The sequence below is a fragment of the Parasphingorhabdus sp. genome (assembly GCF_041748495.1).
In the GTDB taxonomy this organism is placed as follows: domain Bacteria; phylum Pseudomonadota; class Alphaproteobacteria; order Sphingomonadales; family Sphingomonadaceae; genus Parasphingorhabdus.
Map to the genome: position 1 here is coordinate 1 of NZ_JBGTDD010000070.1, position 16,977 is coordinate 16,977.

At 60.0% G+C, this 16,977-nt stretch carries 12 protein-coding genes; 4 read left to right on the plus strand and 8 right to left on the minus strand.

Features of this window, described 5'->3' with window-relative positions:
• The first annotated feature begins 177 nt into the window (after nt 1-177).
• Nucleotides 178-1,407, plus strand: coding sequence for a bifunctional glutamate N-acetyltransferase/amino-acid acetyltransferase ArgJ (gene argJ / locus ACEW8J_RS05750; RefSeq protein ID WP_373490688.1), 1,230 nt, complete (start codon nt 178-180; stop codon nt 1,405-1,407).
• A gap of 4 nt (nt 1,408-1,411) precedes the next feature.
• A complete protein-coding gene (locus ACEW8J_RS05755; RefSeq protein ID WP_373490689.1) occupies nt 1,412-2,218 on the plus strand; it encodes an inositol monophosphatase in 807 nt (268 codons plus the stop codon).
• Here the strand turns inward: ACEW8J_RS05755 and trxA are convergent.
• From trxA to ACEW8J_RS05790, 7 genes are all read right to left on the minus strand, one after another.
• Nucleotides 2,215-2,541: a thioredoxin TrxA gene (gene trxA, locus ACEW8J_RS05760; protein ID WP_373490690.1), complete on the minus strand. Its 327-nt coding sequence runs from the start codon at nt 2,539-2,541 to the stop codon at nt 2,215-2,217. The two genes, ACEW8J_RS05755 and trxA, sit on opposite strands and share 4 nt — an antisense overlap.
• Nucleotides 2,542-2,615: 74 nt before the next feature.
• Nucleotides 2,616-6,068 carry a double-strand break repair helicase AddA gene (addA, locus tag ACEW8J_RS05765; protein WP_373490691.1) on the minus strand — a complete coding sequence of 1,151 codons (3,453 nt, stop codon included), beginning with the start codon at nt 6,066-6,068 and terminating at the stop codon, nt 2,616-2,618.
• On the minus strand, nt 6,061-9,060 hold the full coding sequence (gene addB, locus ACEW8J_RS05770; RefSeq protein ID WP_373490692.1) for a double-strand break repair protein AddB: 3,000 nt from the start codon (nt 9,058-9,060) through the stop codon (nt 6,061-6,063). Before addB ends, addA begins: the two co-directional genes overlap by 8 nt.
• Nucleotides 9,053-9,769, minus strand: a complete 717-nt coding sequence (locus ACEW8J_RS05775; protein WP_373490693.1) for a nucleotidyltransferase family protein — start codon at nt 9,767-9,769, stop codon at nt 9,053-9,055. The genes addB and ACEW8J_RS05775 overlap by 8 nt, the downstream gene beginning before the upstream one ends.
• Nucleotides 9,766-10,752, minus strand: coding sequence for an aminoglycoside phosphotransferase family protein (locus tag ACEW8J_RS05780; protein WP_373490717.1), 987 nt, complete (start codon nt 10,750-10,752; stop codon nt 9,766-9,768). Before ACEW8J_RS05780 ends, ACEW8J_RS05775 begins: the two co-directional genes overlap by 4 nt.
• On the minus strand, nt 10,749-11,195 hold the full coding sequence (gene tsaE / locus ACEW8J_RS05785; RefSeq protein ID WP_373490694.1) for a tRNA (adenosine(37)-N6)-threonylcarbamoyltransferase complex ATPase subunit type 1 TsaE: 447 nt from the start codon (nt 11,193-11,195) through the stop codon (nt 10,749-10,751). Before tsaE ends, ACEW8J_RS05780 begins: the two co-directional genes overlap by 4 nt.
• Before the next feature lie 4 nt (nt 11,196-11,199).
• Nucleotides 11,200-13,518, minus strand: coding sequence for an ATP-binding protein (locus ACEW8J_RS05790; RefSeq protein ID WP_373490695.1), 2,319 nt, complete (start codon nt 13,516-13,518; stop codon nt 11,200-11,202).
• A gap of 146 nt (nt 13,519-13,664) precedes the next feature.
• Here ACEW8J_RS05790 and moaB point away from each other — a divergent pair, with 146 nt between their 5' ends.
• A complete protein-coding gene (gene moaB, locus ACEW8J_RS05795; protein ID WP_373490696.1) occupies nt 13,665-14,192 on the plus strand; it encodes a molybdenum cofactor biosynthesis protein B in 528 nt (175 codons plus the stop codon).
• A gap of 48 nt (nt 14,193-14,240) precedes the next feature.
• Nucleotides 14,241-15,338, plus strand: coding sequence for a PA0069 family radical SAM protein (locus ACEW8J_RS05800; RefSeq protein WP_373490697.1), 1,098 nt, complete (start codon nt 14,241-14,243; stop codon nt 15,336-15,338).
• Here the strand turns inward: ACEW8J_RS05800 and ACEW8J_RS05805 are convergent.
• Complete coding sequence (locus ACEW8J_RS05805; RefSeq protein ID WP_373490698.1) at nt 15,335-16,942, minus strand: long-chain fatty acid--CoA ligase; 1,608 nt, start codon at nt 16,940-16,942, stop codon at nt 15,335-15,337. The two genes, ACEW8J_RS05800 and ACEW8J_RS05805, sit on opposite strands and share 4 nt — an antisense overlap.
• Nucleotides 16,943-16,977 lie beyond the last annotated feature (35 nt).

Here is a 16,977-nt window from a genome sequence, read left to right on the forward strand (position 1 = left end):
GCTGGCGGCGCTGCCCAGGTTGGGCATCATGCGCTCTTCCGCTGCTGCCGACGCAGGCACGGCCAGGCCGACAGCGTTGAATAGCAGCAACATAAAACTTGCAATATATGCGTTCATGGACAAGGCACCCGTCAATATCAGCGCGTTCTATCAAAACACTGGATAAAGGCAAGTTAAGTGTCGGACAAAGTTTCGCCTCTGGCGCCAGCAAAATCTCCCCCATTATCCGCCATTAAAGGCGTGACCTGCCGGATTGCCCGTGCCCGGTACAAGGACTGGGACCGCTGCGATCTGACCTTTGTCGAACTGGCAGCAGGAACCACGGTCGCTGGCGTGCTGACCCGCAGCAAATGTCCGTCGCCGGAAGTCGAATGGTGCCGGGAGGCGTTGCAGGGCGGCAAGGCCCGCGGACTGGTGGTCAATGCCGGCAATGCCAATGCCTTTACCGGCGCGCGCGGCAGGGAAGCGGTGCAGCTGATATTGTCTCTGGCGAGCGATCATCTGGATTGTGCAGCGGCGGAAATATTCGTTTCCTCGACCGGGGTGATCGGCGTGCCGCTGCCCACCGACAAGGCGGAAGCGGGCTTGCAAGCTGCCTTCAACGCACAGCCGTGCGGCTGGGAAGAAGCAGCGGCCACGATCATGACCACCGATACCTTCCCGAAAATGGCCACTAGCAGTGCCGTGATCGGCGGCCACACGGTCCATCTCAACGGAATAATCAAGGGCTCGGGCATGATCGCGCCGGACATGGCGACGATGCTCGGCTATATTTTTACCGATGCCACCGTCGATGCAGACTTTCTGCAGGAAATGCTCAGCGCGGCGACGGCAGGAAGTTTCAATTGCATCACCGTCGACAGCGATACCTCGACCAGCGATACGGTCCTCGCCTTTGCCACCGGACAGAGCAAAGCCCCTGCCCTGACGTCCTTCGATGATGATGGCGCCGATGCCTTTCAGGCGGCGCTGAGCGATATCTGCATGCAGCTGGCGCATCTGGTGGTGCGCGACGGCGAAGGTGCGAGCAAGTTCATCGAAATCGCGGTGACCGGGGCGGAGAGCGACGACAGCGCCAAACGGATCGCCCTGTCGATCGCCAATTCTCCGCTGGTCAAGACCGCGATTGCCGGGGAAGATGCCAATTGGGGCCGGGTGGTCATGGCGGTTGGCAAGGCCGGGGAGCCGGCGGACCGCGACCGGCTGGCGATCGGCTTTGGCGGCGTGACCGTGGCCCGCGACGGGCTGGTCGTGCCGGATTATGATGAAGCACCGGTGGCAGCGCATCTTCGCGGCAGCGAGATCGATATTGCTGTCGATATCGGACTCGGTGATGGCAGGGCAAAAGTCTGGACCTGCGACCTGACCCACGGATATATTGATATCAACGCCGACTACCGGAGCTAGGTCTGTGCACCCGCTCTATCGGCCTGTTCTGGAGATATTGGAGGCGGCATCGCGAGATATCGTGCTGCCTTATTACCAGAATTTGCAATCGCACCAGATCGATGAAAAGACTCCCGGTGATCTGGTCACGGTCGCCGACAAGCTCAGCGAGGAATTTATCGCCCGGGCACTCGCGGCGCTGCTGCCGCACGCAAAGATTGTTGGCGAAGAAGCCTTTGCCAGCGACCCTGCGGTTCTCGATCAACTGGCCGACGGTCAGGTGTGGATCATCGATCCGATCGACGGCACCGGCAATTATGCAGCCGGACGGCCGCCTTTCGGAATCATGATTGCATTGGCCGAGGAGAATGAAACCCTGGCGGGCTGGCTCTATGATCCGCTCACCGTGCGCATCTGCCATGCCGTTAAAGATGGTGGTGCCTTTGTCGATGGGGAGCCGGTCACGGTCCCGCAGGATCATCCTGACCGGCCTGTAGCCGCCCTGGCGACCGGGTTCATGTCGTCTGAACAGCGGGACACTCTAATCGCAGCGGCCCAGCCCGGTTATGAGATTGTCGACATTCCGCGCTGTGCGGCCGAGCAATATCCGCGACTGGTGCTTGGCACCAACCATGTTTCGGTGTTTGAGCGTACCTTGCCGTGGGACCATGCTGCAGGAATATTGTTGTTAAATGAAGCGGGCGGGAAATGCGCCCGCTGGGACGGATCGGCCTATCGGCCTGCAGATCGCAGAAAGGGTCTACTCGGCGCCTCGTCGCCAAGGCTCTGGGACGGAGCTGCCGAGCAGCTTGGGGATATTTTCAGAACTTAAGCGGGCAGCGACTGTTCCAGCCATTGCTTGAGTTGGCTTTTGGGCGCTGCGCCAACCTTGGTTTCGACTGGAACACCATTGTGGAACAGGATCATGGTCGGAATACCGCGTACGCCATATTTTGCGGGCGCATCGGGGCTGTCGTCGATATTGAGCTTGGCGATCGTCACCTGACCGCTCATCTCGTCGCTGATCTCTTCCAGAGCGGGACCGATCATCTTGCACGGTCCGCACCATTCCGCCCAGAAATCGACCAGAACGGGGCCGTCAGCCTTCAGGACATCGCCTTCAAAACTTGCGTCGGTAATTGCTTTGGTAGCCATAACGAATCTCCAATTGTTGGACACTATCTAGGGATGCTGCTGCCTGCGCTCAAGCATATTGCCGGAAAGGAATTTCATATCGGCTCAAAGCCGGGCTTGTGCTGATCGATCAGGCCGGGAGAAACCTCGAGCATTTTCGGTCCATGCGAATAGAGCAGTCCCGCCCGGATCGGCCGCGACGGGAAAATCTTTTCCAGCGCAGCCACATATGCGGCCATTTGCCGCAGATAGGATATCGGGGCTTGCCCGGCATGGTCGGGCACCCGGCGACCGGTTTTGAAATCCACGACAAAAATCCGGTCGTCTGTGATCAGCAGGCGATCGACCGTGCCGGATATGACATGGTCTCCGACCATCGCCGCAATCGGGGCCTCGGCCAGGCTTTCCGGTCCGAACAGGGCGGACCATTGGGGATTGTCCATGACGGCCAGAACCGTTTGGATGATCTCCGCACGTCTGGCCGGATCCGTGATCTGCTTTTGCCTTGCAAGCCAGCGGTCCGCTACATCGACCCGCTGTTCCGGTGCAATATCGGGCAAGCGCTGAAACAGGCTGTGCAGCAATATGCCGCGCTCGGCCGCATCGCGCATGGTCAGGCCTGGCGGCGGATTGCTCGCATCATCGGGTCCGAGATGGGAAGGAGTCAGGGGCCGTGGAGGCCGCGATTCCTCTGGTGCCGCACGGAATAACCAATCCGGAACCGCTATCATGTCATGCGGCGGTGGATTGTCGTCATCGCTGGCAGACGCCGCAGCAGGCGGGTTCCGGCATGCGATCCGATATTCCCGCACGGCAGACCAGTCCCGGTCTTCCCGCCACTCCGACCCCAATGCAATCAGGCCGCGTTCGATTGCGCCATACCAGCTCTGTTCCGGTACCTCGCCGCGCGCCCTGGGTCCCAGAACACCGGCGACCACCAGATGTTCCTCCGCCCGGGTCATCGCAACATAGAGCAGCCGCCAATGTTCCTCCATTTCGATTCTGTCGGCATGAGCCGCATGTTCGGCGAGCAGACCGACGCGTTCCGCCTTGCGGAGCGGGACGACCGGATATTCAAGTTCCAGGCCGGACCCCTCCCCCAGCTTGATGGCAAAGCCGCCGCTTTTCTTGCTTGCCGGATCGAATGTTGCGTTGGCCAAGATCACCAGCGGCGCCTGCAGTCCCTTTGCGCCATGCACGGTCATCAGGCGCACCTCATTGCCGCCCTCGACCTGTTCGCGCTTGATTTCGACATCGCCCCGGTCAAACCAGTCGAGAAAACCCTGCAAGGTCGGGATATGATCCCGCTCAAAGGCCAGAGCCGTTGCCAGCAGTTCGTCGAGCGGATCGACCGCGGCATGGCTGAGACGCGCCAGTAAATTACGCCTGCCCTGCATCGGCCCCGACAAGATCGTTTCGAGAAACTGATAAGGCGTGTTGAAATCCGCCATCGCCAGCAACTGCATCAGCGGGCTGATTTCGTCTTCCAGACCCTTCTGCCTGCGCAGATACTCCCAGAGTCTTTTGCTGGCGTGATCCTTGCTCCGGTAGCCTCGGGCAAGCAAGTCTTCCTGCGTCCAGCCGAGCAGCGGCGATACCAGCAGGCTGGCAAGATTGAGATCATCATTCGGCTGCAGAACGAAACGAATCGCGGCCAGCAGATCCTGCACCACCAGTGGCTGGTTCAGACGGATCCGGTCGATACCGGCCACCGGAACCGCTTCCGCAAACAGACGAGCGACGATCAGGGCGCTGAGTTCATCGCGCTTGCTCACCAGGATCAGCACATCTTTCGGTTGCAGCGGCCGGTTTTCCCGATCCAGCCATAGCGGGTTGTCCGGTGCCAGCCATTGCTTGATCTGGACCGCCAGCCGCTGGGCAAAGACCCGCTTCTCCTCGCTGGCCCAGGATTCTTCATCCTCTTCGTCGTCGCCGCTTATATTCGCGATCGGCTTCCACAGCGTCACGCTGCCACTGGCTTCCGGATAGTTGCTGCGATGGGCGGGAATGCGTTCGATCACTCCCAGTTGCTCGTGGCTGAGCTGTTCCAGGGTGGCATCGACAACGTCCAGAATCGGCGGTGTCGAACGGAAACTGCGGTCCAGCGACAGATCGCCGAACGATTGTTCCGACGACGCTGCCAGGGCAAAAAACTCGGTTCTTGCATTGGCATAATTATGCGGGCTCGTGCCCTGGAACCCGAAGATCGCTTGCTTGAAGTCGCCAACCGTAAACAGCGTCCGGTGCCGTTCCGGGTCCGCGCCCATACCGGCAAAAAACTCGCCGGCCAGCGCCCGGACGATATCCCATTGCGCGAGATTGGTATCCTGAGCCTCGTCGATCAGGATATGATCGGTGCGCTGATCGAGCTTGAAGCGGATCCAGGCCGCCATATCGCTTTTCTGTAGCAGCCGGGCGGTCATCCGGATCATGTCGTCAAAGTCGACAACACCGTGCAGCTTTTTGGCGTCGCGATAGCGGTAGTAGAAGGCGCGACCGGCTTCCATTGCTCCGGCGAACAGATCCGCATAGGCGAACAGCACCGTCTTTTCGATCAAGCCATTGCTCCATTCGAACAGGGAACCAGCGATGAAATCATAGCCCGGTAGCGCTTTCAGCAGCCCCTTGGTCGCCTTGGGCGGCGCTCCGGTGGTCTTGGTGGCCCAGGCCAGATGGACGTCCGGCAAGGCGGCGGCGCGTTCCTGCGGACTGAGAGTCAGCCATAGACGGATCGCCAGCTGGCGTTCCTGCTCTTTCTTGCCACCAGATTCGGCCATCGCATCGCGCAATCGCGTCATCGCCCGGAGATCGATCGCTTCGTCCGTGCACAGATCGGCGAGCCAGGATATCGCGTCGCCTTCGATCGGCAGTCCCAGTAACCGGCGGACAAAGGGCAGCACGCCAGTGGGCAGATTGTCCATCGCATCGGCCTTCGCCGCACAGGTCATCAGAAACTGCTCGGTGGCCTCTTCCCCCATCCGCACGCTGAGCCGCTGGATCGCTTCGATGATCTCTGGCCGGCCCGACGCTTCCTCGTCGAGCAGCAGATCGCCCAAGGCCTCGCGCGCCAATATCTTCTGGTCGCGCGCCTCGATCGGCTTGAACATCGACGCGATACCCGCCTCTTCGGGAAAGGAGGCGAGCAGCGACTGGCAAAAGCCGTGGATCGTCATGATCCGCAGGCCGCCGCCCTGAGCATCGAGAACGCGGGCAAACAGGGTCCGCGCACGATCACGGGTAACCGGTCCGGTCGGTGCGCCGATGGCCCGCAAGTCGTTTTCCAACTGCATGTCGTCCATACGGACCCAGGCGGCGAGCTGGCGATTGATCCGTTCCGCCATTTCGGCCGCACCGGCCTTGGTGAAGGTCAGGCACAGGATATGTTCCGGATCGACCTTCTCGGTCAGCAACAAGCGAAACACCCGAGCGGTCAGGACCTGGGTCTTGCCGGTTCCGGCGGAGGCACTCAACCAGATGTGGGACGAGGGCTCCACCGCGTCAATCTGCCGGTCCTTGAGTGGAAAGATTCTTGGCTTGCCGCTACTCATGGTCGGTCGTTTCCGCCGGTGCGCGGCCATACCATTCTTCGAGCCGCATCAGCTGGTCATAATCGGCATAGCGGGCATATTCCGGATGCAGCTTGGCTCTCATCGGGTCCGAGCCCAAGAGATAGCGATCCGCCGCCTCGTTGAATCTCGCCACGGCATGGTCGACCATCGCGTCCGCCGCTATGATATTGTCTCCGCGCCCCTGGGTCGGGGAGCGGACATGGCCGAAACTGTCGGTGCCGCCCTTTTTGGCCAGAGACCAATATTCGAAGGCCACGGCCTCACCGGCGATATCGGAAAATCCGCCTAGCTCGGCGATGGCAGCCAGCAGGCCGAGTTGCAGATTATAGCCCTCGATCACTGCTCTGTTGCTGGGCGCTCCGCCGGTCTTGTAATCGACAATGGCGAGCCCGCCATCGGGCATCCGATCGATGCGATCGGCAATGCCGGACAGCTGGACACCGGCGATCTCGGCCTTGCCATATATCTCTGATGCAAGCGGCTCCCGGCCGGTCCTTCCTTGTTCGGCGAGGGTGTCGGCGATCCAGTCCAGCCCTTCCAGCAGACGCGGTGCCCAAAGACTGCGCATCAGCGGGTGCAAGCCAGGGTCGCTGAGAAATTCTTCCGCCCGTTTTCTCAGCGCTGCGGGTGCATAATCGTCCTGCCGGGCCCATTGGTCGAGAATGTCATGAATGACTGTCCCGCGCCACGCAGCGCTCGGATCGGCATCGATCATGTCGAGTGCGGCAAAACCCATGATCTTGTTCGCGTAGAAAGCAAAAGGATCCGCGATCAGACGATCGACCTGCGTCACCGAGATCGGGATATGTCGCTGCTCGGCACTTGGCCGCGGAGCGGGACGGATATAGGGAGGTGATGGTTTGCGCGGCCGGTCGACCGCACCGGTCCAGGCCCGGGCATCGGGATGTTCCTTCAGATTGTCGCCGCACATCCCTTTCAGCCGGAGCAGGAAGCGCGAAGCGATCGCCGGACCGGAATCATCGCGGCGAGCGCGCGACAATATGACCTTCCTTGCCCCCAACGCGCCGACCAGATCATGCGCCGACAGACCGATCTGCCGCTCCTGTGCGGGTAGTCCGAGGGACTTGCGGATCATCGGCGCGAGCCAGGGATCGGGCGTTATCGCTTGCGGCCAACTGCCCTCGTTCAGGCCGCAGCAGATGACCAGTTCCGACTGTTGCAATCGCGCTTCGAGCAAACCATAAAGCGCGATGCGCGGATGGCCGCCATAGGCCGGGCGCACCGATATGTCGGACATCAGTGTCTCGAAATAGCCCGCCAGTTCATTTGCCTTGATGCGCACGGGGCCCATGTCGGTACGGATTTGTAGTTTCGCCAACAGTTCGCCCAGTTCCCGGCCCGCCGGGCCCGCCCAGATCGCGCCGTCGGTCAAAGTATCGGCCAATAGCCGCAACTGATCCAGAAGATGAGGCCAGTCCAGCGGCACGGCGAACAGACTTTCGATTTGCACGAACATGGAGCGCAGCGATTTCCACCAGGGTGCGATCGCCTTGCGCAATTGTTCGGTCCGGTAATTTTCCGCCTTCAGGAGTGCGTCCAGGCCGGCCAGTCCCGGTGCCGGACGCGGGCCACGCAGCAGCAGATCCAGCCGGCGCACCTGCTCGAGCCATGCCAGCCGCTCTTCCCCCCGCTGCACCAGCGGATGCTTGAGCAAGGCGAGAAATTCGGCAGGAGGAAACCCGTTCGCAACCGCCGCCAGCAGATTGAGGAAGAATACCCCTTCCGGCAGTTTCGCCAAGGGCTGGCCAGCGGTATCATCAACCTGAATATCCCAGCGCTTCAAATGCGCAGAGATCCGGATCGCCAGGGAACGGTCAGGCGTCACAATCGCGATCCGTTGATGGGGGTCTTCCAGAGCCTCGCGCGCAAGCAGGGCAACGATCTGCGCCTCTTCGGCGCTGTTGCTCGCCTCGACCGTCTGCACCCCGGCCAGGCTGCGTTCGTTGCTTTCCAGCGTCTGCCAGCGCGCGGTCAGTTTCGGAATCGCGAAAGCATGGCTCAGCGCCCGGCTGCGCTTGGCCGCCGCGCCGCTTTCGCCGGTGCGCGGCCAGCGCATCACTTCGCCGCGCGCGATCGACATCCGGTCGAGCAGCATTTTCATATGATATTGCGGATGGGTTTCCTGCGCCCGCGCTGCAAAGCCGGTTTCCCGATCCGGCTCGAACGGGCCCAGCAAATCCCATTCCTCGTCCGGCATGATCAGGTCGAGATCGGGCAGGACCACCATACCGGACGGCATGAACGATATGGTTCTCAAAAACCGAGCTATAGCGGGCGCCGATGTGGTGATGCCGGCCGCTACGATAAAATGACCGGGAGGCGATTTTTGCCAGCGTTTCGCGATATGGTCGAACAATGCGTTTCGGCGCACGGCCTGGTCAACCCGCTGCCATTTCTCCAGCTGCTGTCGCCATTTTTCCGCGATGATCAGGAAGAATCGATAGGAATCCTGCCAGTGACTGGACAGGTCCAGACCTTCCGGTTCCGTCTTCATCAGGTCGGCCAGCGAAATTTCCTCGACATTCAGCTGATCGAGCGTGCGGGCGAATTCGCGCGCCAGCCGCAGCGCGTCCTTCGCCAATATGGCGTCTTCGCGCAGCCGCACCTCCTTCTGGATCAGCTGCGCCAGAATGAGCAGACGGTCCATCGGATCGACGGCTGGCGGAATATCGAGCGCCAGTTCCCCGGAATCAAGCGCCACGCCGATCGATTCATCCAGATCCAGATCGCCGATCACTGCCATTTGCGGGAGCAAGAGCCCGTTTTCGCTGAGCCGGACAAAAGCTTCCTGCAGCGCCCGCTGGGCACGATTATTCGGCAGCAGGACGAGACCGCGGGCAAGCCCGAAAATATCCTTGGCAAAGCGGTCGATCAGCCCTTGCACCAGGGCATCGGCAAATCCGCCATGTGCGGCAATATTGTAGATCGATGGTCGGCGGCGGTCAGGCACGTGCCAGCGCAGCTTCGGTTGGCGCTATCGCGTCGGGTGACCCGACCTCGAACCATTCCCCCTGATGGACCAGGCCAAACAGCCGGCCTTCACCGATCGCCCGTTCCCAGAAAATATTGGTGGAGAAGGGACCGGCAGGCGCGTCGCGCAACAACCGCTTCGAAATCAGCTGGATGCCGGAATAGATCAGCGGCGCCTCTTGTCCGGCAAGCCGGCGCGATATCCGCTTCTCCTCGTCGAGATGAAAATCACCGGCGCCCCGATAATTATGGGCAGAAGCCCGCGGGACCAGCAGGAGCAGTCCATCCATCCTGTCCTCGTCCCAAGTCTCCGCCAGTTGCAGCAGACTGTTGGCAGGTCCGTCGGTCCACAAATTATCGCTGTTGATGCAGAAGAAATTATCTTCCTCGATCAGCGGCTCCGCCTGCACCAATCCGCCGCCCGTCTCCATCAACTGCCCCCGCTCGTCGGAAATCCGGGTTTCGATCGGATGGGACAAGCCAGCGAGATGCGCTTCGAGCATGTCGGCCAGATAGTGGACATTGACCACGGCCTTGCCGATCCCCGCTTCGGCCAGCTTGTCGAAACAATGATCGATCATCGCCTTGCCGGCCACCTTGACCAGCGGCTTCGGCAGCGTTTCGGTCAGCGGTCGCATCCGCTTTCCCAGCCCCGCCGCCATGATCATCGCCGTTTCGATATTCTTCATGGGGCTTCGTTCACCAGCGGGATCGGCCGGTGCCGGACTTCGTCAGGGATATTCCGGTCAAACCAGTTGGTGATCGGTTCCAGAGCGGGATGCTGCAGGTCTTTTTCGAGCAGGCGCCACATTCTCGGCAGAAAATCCAGATAACGCTGCTTGCCGTCGCGCACCGACAGTCGGGTGAAAATGCCGATGATCTTGGTGTTTCGTTGCGCTCCGAGAATGGCATAATGGCTGCGGAATTCCTCTGCCTCATCCTTGCCATGGTCGGTCAGATAATGAGCGAGCATGCGTGCCTCGAGCTCGTCCGTTACATCGCGCCGGGCATCCTGCAGCATCGACACCAGATCATAAGCGGGATGGCCGATCAGGGCGTCCTGAAAATCCAGCAAGCCGAAACCGCCATCTTCGAGCAGCATGATATTTTCGGCGTGATAATCGCGCATCACGGTGACCGGAGGGTTTTGCGCATTGACAACAGGTTGCAATATTTCTCGCCAACCCGCCTCGAAACTCTCGACATCGACATCCAGTCGCTGCGTCGGACAATACCATTCGGTCAGCAAATTCGCCTCCCGCAAATATTGCGCCTGGTCATAGGCGGGCAGCGATGCCGCCGGCACCTGGTGCAACGCGCGCAGCAGATCGACGGCCTGCCGGTAGATCGCGTCCTCGTCCTCCGGATGGTAATCGAGATGCTCGCGCATCCTTTGGTCCCCGAAATCCTCCAGAAGCACCAGGCCCCGGGTCAGGTCGCGGGCAAAAATCCCGGGCGCAGCGAAGCCCGAATCTTTTAGATATTCGGCAATGGAAATGAACGGCCTTGGGTCTTCGTGCGGCGGCGGCGCATCCATCAGGATCGCCCGGCGATCGCCGTCCCGGACGCGGAAATAGCGGCGGAAAGACGCGTCTCCTGCGACCGGCGACAATATTGCATCGCCCCATCCATGCTGATTCAAAAATTCTGCCGCAGCGGCGGGCGGTTTCATGTCAGTGGCCATCGACTGTTCCAAGCGCTCCCGGCGGTCCAAGTCAACCGGCGATTGCCCTCGCCGGTGATTTCCAGCATGATCTGGAGCGCATCCTGCCAGAAAGCATCGGGCATGCGGTCCGGCCATTCGACGATCATGGCACCATCGACCAGCGTGTCTTCCAGACCGAGTTCGGGAAGCTCTTCCGGCTCTTCAATCCGGTACAGATCAACATGGGCGACCGGAATTCTGGTCTCGGGCGGCTCATATTGCTGAACGATCGCAAAGGTCGGACTGGGGACTTCCCCGTCATAACCCAGTCCCGCCAATATGCCCCTCGCCAGGGTCGTTTTCCCGGCCCCGAGCGTGCCGTGCAGCGCGATTTTGTCTCCGGCTCGAAGCAAGCCGCCCAGCTTTCGACCGACATCGAGAGTCGCTCGCCCATCCTCCAGATTCAGCATGATTTCATTGCCGCGGCAGATGCAGGGTCACCAGGGTTCCCTGCCCCGGTTCTGACGTCAGAGTCAGATCGCCGCCATGCGCCCGGACCAGCTGCCGTGCCAATGGCAGACCCAGGCCACCCGATTTGTCATTCGTCTTCTGGTCTTGCGAGCGGGCGAAACTGTCAAACACCTTGGACTGCTCGCCAGCGGTCATCCCTGGACCATTGTCGGATATATGGATCAGCGCCTGCTTCACATTGCCTGACCCATGGACAAGCACCCGGCCCCCTTCACCGGTATATTGTATCGCATTGTCGACGATCTGGGAAATCGCCTGGCCAAGCCGTTTCTTGTCGGCCATTGCCGATCCCAGTTTTTCATCGAGCTGCAATTCCACCTCGATTGCCTTCGCTTTCGCTTCGGCCGCGAAATGGCCGGTGACATCCTCGATCAACCGGTTCAGATTGACCTTTTCCTTGGCGATCGGCAGCGCGCCGGCTTCGCTCTGGCTGAGATCCAGGACATTTTCGATCTGGCTGCCCAGCCGTTTGACCGACTGCAGGATCGCGCGCACATAGTCATGGCCCTGTTCGGTCAGCGGACCGGCAATACCCTGATCCAGCAGCTCCGCAAAGCCGCCAATCGAGGTGAGCGGAGTCCTGAATTCGTAGCTCATGTTGGACAGGAAGCGCCCCTTGATCGAATCCGCCTCGACCAGCGCCTCGTTGCGTTCGCGCAGCGCCTGTTCGATGCGGTAGCTGTCGGAGATATCAAGCATGGTGAACAAGGCGTTCCCGTCGGGCAGCGGGATCGCCGCAAATTCGAACCGTCGGCCATCGGCGAAGTTAAGCCGTCCGCCTTTTTGCTCGCGCTCGGTCGTTGCGCTGCGCACCATTTCGCGCACTTCCGAAATGCGGGCGGGCTGTTTCAATTGTCCGGCCATTTTCTGCATCAGCGAATCCACCCGCGGATGCTTGCCAAGATCCTCTTCCGCGAGGCCCCAATTACTGGCAAACTGATGGTTCCAGATGTTCAGTTTTCCATCGGCGGCAAAAACCGCGAGGGATTCGAACAGATTGTCGAAAGTCGCTGTCCTGACCCTGAGCAGGGTATCGCGGGCACTGGCCAGCTGAACCTGCTCGGTCCGGTCTTCAAAAATGACCAGCAGACCGCCATCGGGGGTGGGATTGGCCAGCACACGCAAATGGGTGCCATCGGCCAGCAGCCAATTTTCCTCGATCGCATTGGTGGCCCGAAACCAGCCGCTGCGTTCCTCCCGCCATTCCGGAAAATCGCGCACTTCGGGAATGCGGTTCATTTCGCGCATCCGGTCCAGCACGCGAGGAAATTCCGGCCGCTCCGCTATCCATTGCTGGCGCATGGAAAAAATCCGCTGGAAAGGAAGATTGCAGAATTTCAATGATCTGTCGGCATCGAACTGGGCTACGCCGGCGGAAATCCTGTCGAGCATGTCCCGCTGCGATTCCCCGAATCGTCGCTGCTCCCGCCGGGCGTCTTCCAGGTCCTGAATATCGATGGCATAGCCGGCAATGCCGGACTTTCCGAGCGGCACATCGACCACCTGAGTCATCCGTCGTTGCCCACCGACGGTTGTCGCAACGATCCGCTCAAAGGGCTCGCCTTTGGTCTTCGCCCGGGCGGCGGCATCCACCGGGCTGAACCCGTCGATCGTTTCCACCAGCTCGATAGCATCGGCGACCACCTGTTCGCCATTTTCGGCATCGACAGCGGCGACATAAGCACTGTTGACCAAGGTCAGGCGGAGGTCGGGCGAGCGATGCCACATCGGTACCGGAGCCGCCTCGATCAACGCAGACAGCGCATCAAAGGCCGCGCGCGCCGCTTCATTCTCGTCGCGCAGCTTGGCAATCTGGCCTTCGCTGTCGGTCGCATCGAAAATCCACAGGAGGGCGCTGCCATTCGGAGCGATTTTCTGATCCGCCAGACCTCCACGGATCAGCAGCGCCTTGTCCGAACCGCTGACCTTTATCGCGCGAACAAAACTGCTTCCGGTTTTCTGCGCCAGATTGACATCCTGCATCAGGGCATCCAGATCCTGCCGCATCATGCCGCGGGTTTCCTCGTGCAGTTCGGAAATATGCGCCGGGAGGTGATCAAAGCCGAGCCAGTGCATCAGGCGCTGCGAAGCCTCCAATTTTCCGTCGGACCGGACCAGCAAGGGCAAGGCGGGCGATGTTTCGAGCAATCGGCCCAATCGTCCGGATTGCCGCAAGATCGTATCAGCCTTGCCCTTCATCGCCAGGCCGGCCCATATTGCCCAGACGGCAGCTCCCAGCCAGGCCGCAAGAATGAGACCCAATATTACAGCTGTGAGATCCGGGACGTTCGACATTGACTGATGGGATTAGACGGATAGTTAACCTGCGCAAACCCCTATTCTTTATGACTTGGATAAGCGCTGCAGACTAGGCTATTCTTGGCGTCGCAATAAAGCGGAGAGCTATCATGCCAATCGACGAAAGCCGGACCTTCAAACCGATCAATATTGCGCTGTTGACCGTGTCCGATACGCGGACACCAAAAGAAGACACATCTGGTGACATATTGGCCGAACGGATCGAGCAAAAGGGCCATATATTATTGTATCGGAATTTGCTGAGAGACGAGAAATCCATCCTGATAGCTCAGTTGCACCAATGGATTGACGACGAGATGGTCGATGTCATCATCACCACCGGAGGCACCGGCATGACCGGCCGCGACATCACCCCGGAAGCGCTGAATGCGGTCAAAGACAAGGACATTCCCGGTTTCGGCGAGCTGTTCCGCTATCTGAGCATCGACAAAATCGGTACGTCCACCGTCCAGTCGCGCGCTTGCGCGGTGGTCGCACGCGGCACCTATATATTCGCGCTGCCCGGCTCCAATGGGGCGGTGAAAGACGGCTGGGACGGGATATTGGACACCCAGCTGGATAGCCGCCATCGCCCCTGCAATTTTGTCGAGCTGATCCCCAGACTGCTTGAAAAATAGCGATTCAATTCATTTGTTCTTTATATGTTCTCATAGTATGAAGCGCATATGCGGTCCAGAGACTATATATATTCCGAGACCCGGAAAGGCCGCGGTGCGCCAACAAATGCCGTGTCGCAGCGATTCAACCTGCAAGACCGGGAGATGGACGGCGACTGGCTGGATGAGCGCGACCGGATCGGAGACGCGGCGGCAAAGCTGAAGACCGATGTCACCATCGAATTTCCCAAATCGATCATCAATTACAATCAATCACCGGATTTGCCGTTCGACCGTTCGATCAATGCCTATCGTGGCTGCGAACATGGCTGCATCTATTGTTATGCGCGGCCGACTCACGCCTATCATGACCTGTCGCCGGGGCTTGATTTTGAAACCAGGCTGTTCGCCAAACCCAATGCTGCCGATCTGCTCCGCCAGACATTTGCCAAACCGGGCTACCAGCCGGCGACGCTGGCGATCGGTACCAATACCGACCCCTATCAGCCGATCGAGAAACGCTATCGGATCACCCGGCAGATATTGGAAGTGATGCTGGAAACGCTGCATCCGGTTGTCATCACCACCAAATCCAATCGCGTGCTCGACGACCGTGACTTGCTGGTGCAATTGGCCGAACGACAGCTTACGGCCGTGGCGATCTCGGTCACCAGCCTCGACCCGGAGACCGCCCGTCTGCTGGAGCCCAGAGCGCCGGCTCCCGCCCGGCGGCTGGAAGCGGTGCAACGGCTGAGCGAGGCGGGGATCCATGTCCATGTCAATATCGCACCGGTGGTCCCCGGCATTACCGATCACGAGATTGAAGCCATCGTGGCGACGGCCGCAGATCATGGCGCGAAAAGCCTGTCGTTCATCCCCATGCGACTGCCGCATGAAGTCGCTCCCCTGTTCGAGCAATGGCTCGAAACCCATTATCCCGACCGCAAGTCCAAGGTCATGAGCATTGTCCGGCAAATGCGCGGCGGCCGGCGGAATGATCCCGCTTTCCACAGCCGGATGCGCGGACAGGGTCCATGGGCCGACCTGATCCGCACCCGGATTGTCATTGCTTCGCGCAAAGCCGGACTGGAAAAAGCGAAGATCCTCCTCAGAACCGATCTGTTCCAGCGTCCGCTGATCAGCGGCAGCCAGATGGAGCTGTTCTAGGCGTCGGCCAAAGTCTTCAGCTTATAGCTCTTATATTCGTCGCGGAGCGAGCGTTTGAGGATTTTGCCGGTCGCCGTGTGTGGCAGTTCGTCGACGAATTTGACTTCATCGGGTAGCCACCATTTGGCAACCTTGTCGTCGAGATAGGAGATGACGTCGGCTTCCGAAACATCGCTGCCCGGTTTCCGGACGACCAGCAAGAGCGGCCGCTCATCCCATTTCGGGTGATAGACACCCACGGCCGCCGCTTCGGCAACACCGGGGCAGCCGACCGCGGCATTTTCCAGCTCGATCGAGCTGATCCACTCGCCGCCCGACTTGATCACGTCCTTGGCCCGGTCGGTGATCTGCATAGTGCCATCGGGATAAAGGACCGCTACGTCGCCGGTATCGAACCAGCCATCCTCCTCGACCGCATCCTCGTCGGCCCGAAAATAGCGCTTGATGATCCATGGCCCCCGGATTTCCAGCGTACCGCTGGTTTTGCCGTCGCGCGGCGCGATATTGCCTTCCTCGTCGATCACCCGCAGTTCGACACCGAAAGGCGGGCGTCCCTGTTTGCAGATGACATCGACCTGCTGTTCGAAGCTCAATTCATCCCAATTGGCCGGCAGCGCCCCGGTCGTGCCGATCGGCGAAGTTTCGGTCATCCCCCAGGCATGGGCGACCCGGATACCGTTTTTCATCAGCCGTTCGATCATCGAGCGGGGACAGGCGGAGCCGCCGATGACGACAACCCCCAATTTGCCATAGTCACCGCCATTGGCGTCCATATCGGCGAACATCGACAGCCAGACTGTCGGCACACCGGCGCTGTGGGTCACTCCCTCCTCGCGGATCAGTTTCCACAGGACCTGCGCTTCGTTGGAGGCCGAAAAGACCATTTTCGCGCCGACCGCGGCGCAGGCAAAGGGCAATCCCCAGGCGTTGGCGTGGAACATCGGCACCACCGGCAGCATCACCGAACGGGTCGCCAGATCCATCACGTCGGGCTGGACTTCGGTGATCGCATGGAGGACGTTCGAGCGATGCTCGTAGAGCACCCCTTTCGGGTTGCCTGTCGTGCCGCTGGTATAGCAAAGACCGCAGGGATCATTTTCCTCGACATCGACCCAATCAAAATCCCCGTCTTCCGCATCGATCAGCTCGCGAAAGGTTGGATAGTCACCTTTCTCGCCGTCAAACTGGATATAATGTTCGATAGTCTTGAGTTGCGGCTTGAGCATTTCGATGATCGGCGTGAACATCTTGTCGAACAACAGGACCCGATCTTCGGCGTGGTTGATGATATAGACCAGCTGCTCCTCGAACAGTCGCGGATTGACCGTGTGCAATATGCCGCCAATTCCTGCGGATCCGTACCAGCTGATCAGATGATGCGCATGATTCATCGCAATCGTGGCAATCCGGTCGCCACGCGTCATCCCCAGACGGTGCAGGGCCTGGGAAAATTTGCGCGATTCCAGACCAATCTCGGCCCAGTTACTGCGCGTGACATTGCCATCGGCCCAGTAGCTCACAATCTCGCGGGTGCCATGCTCCCTCGCGGCATGATCGATCAAATTGGTAATCTTGAGCGCGCTCGCTTGCATCGCACCGGCCATATCATCTCTCCAGACAAGTTAAATTTGGCTGGTTT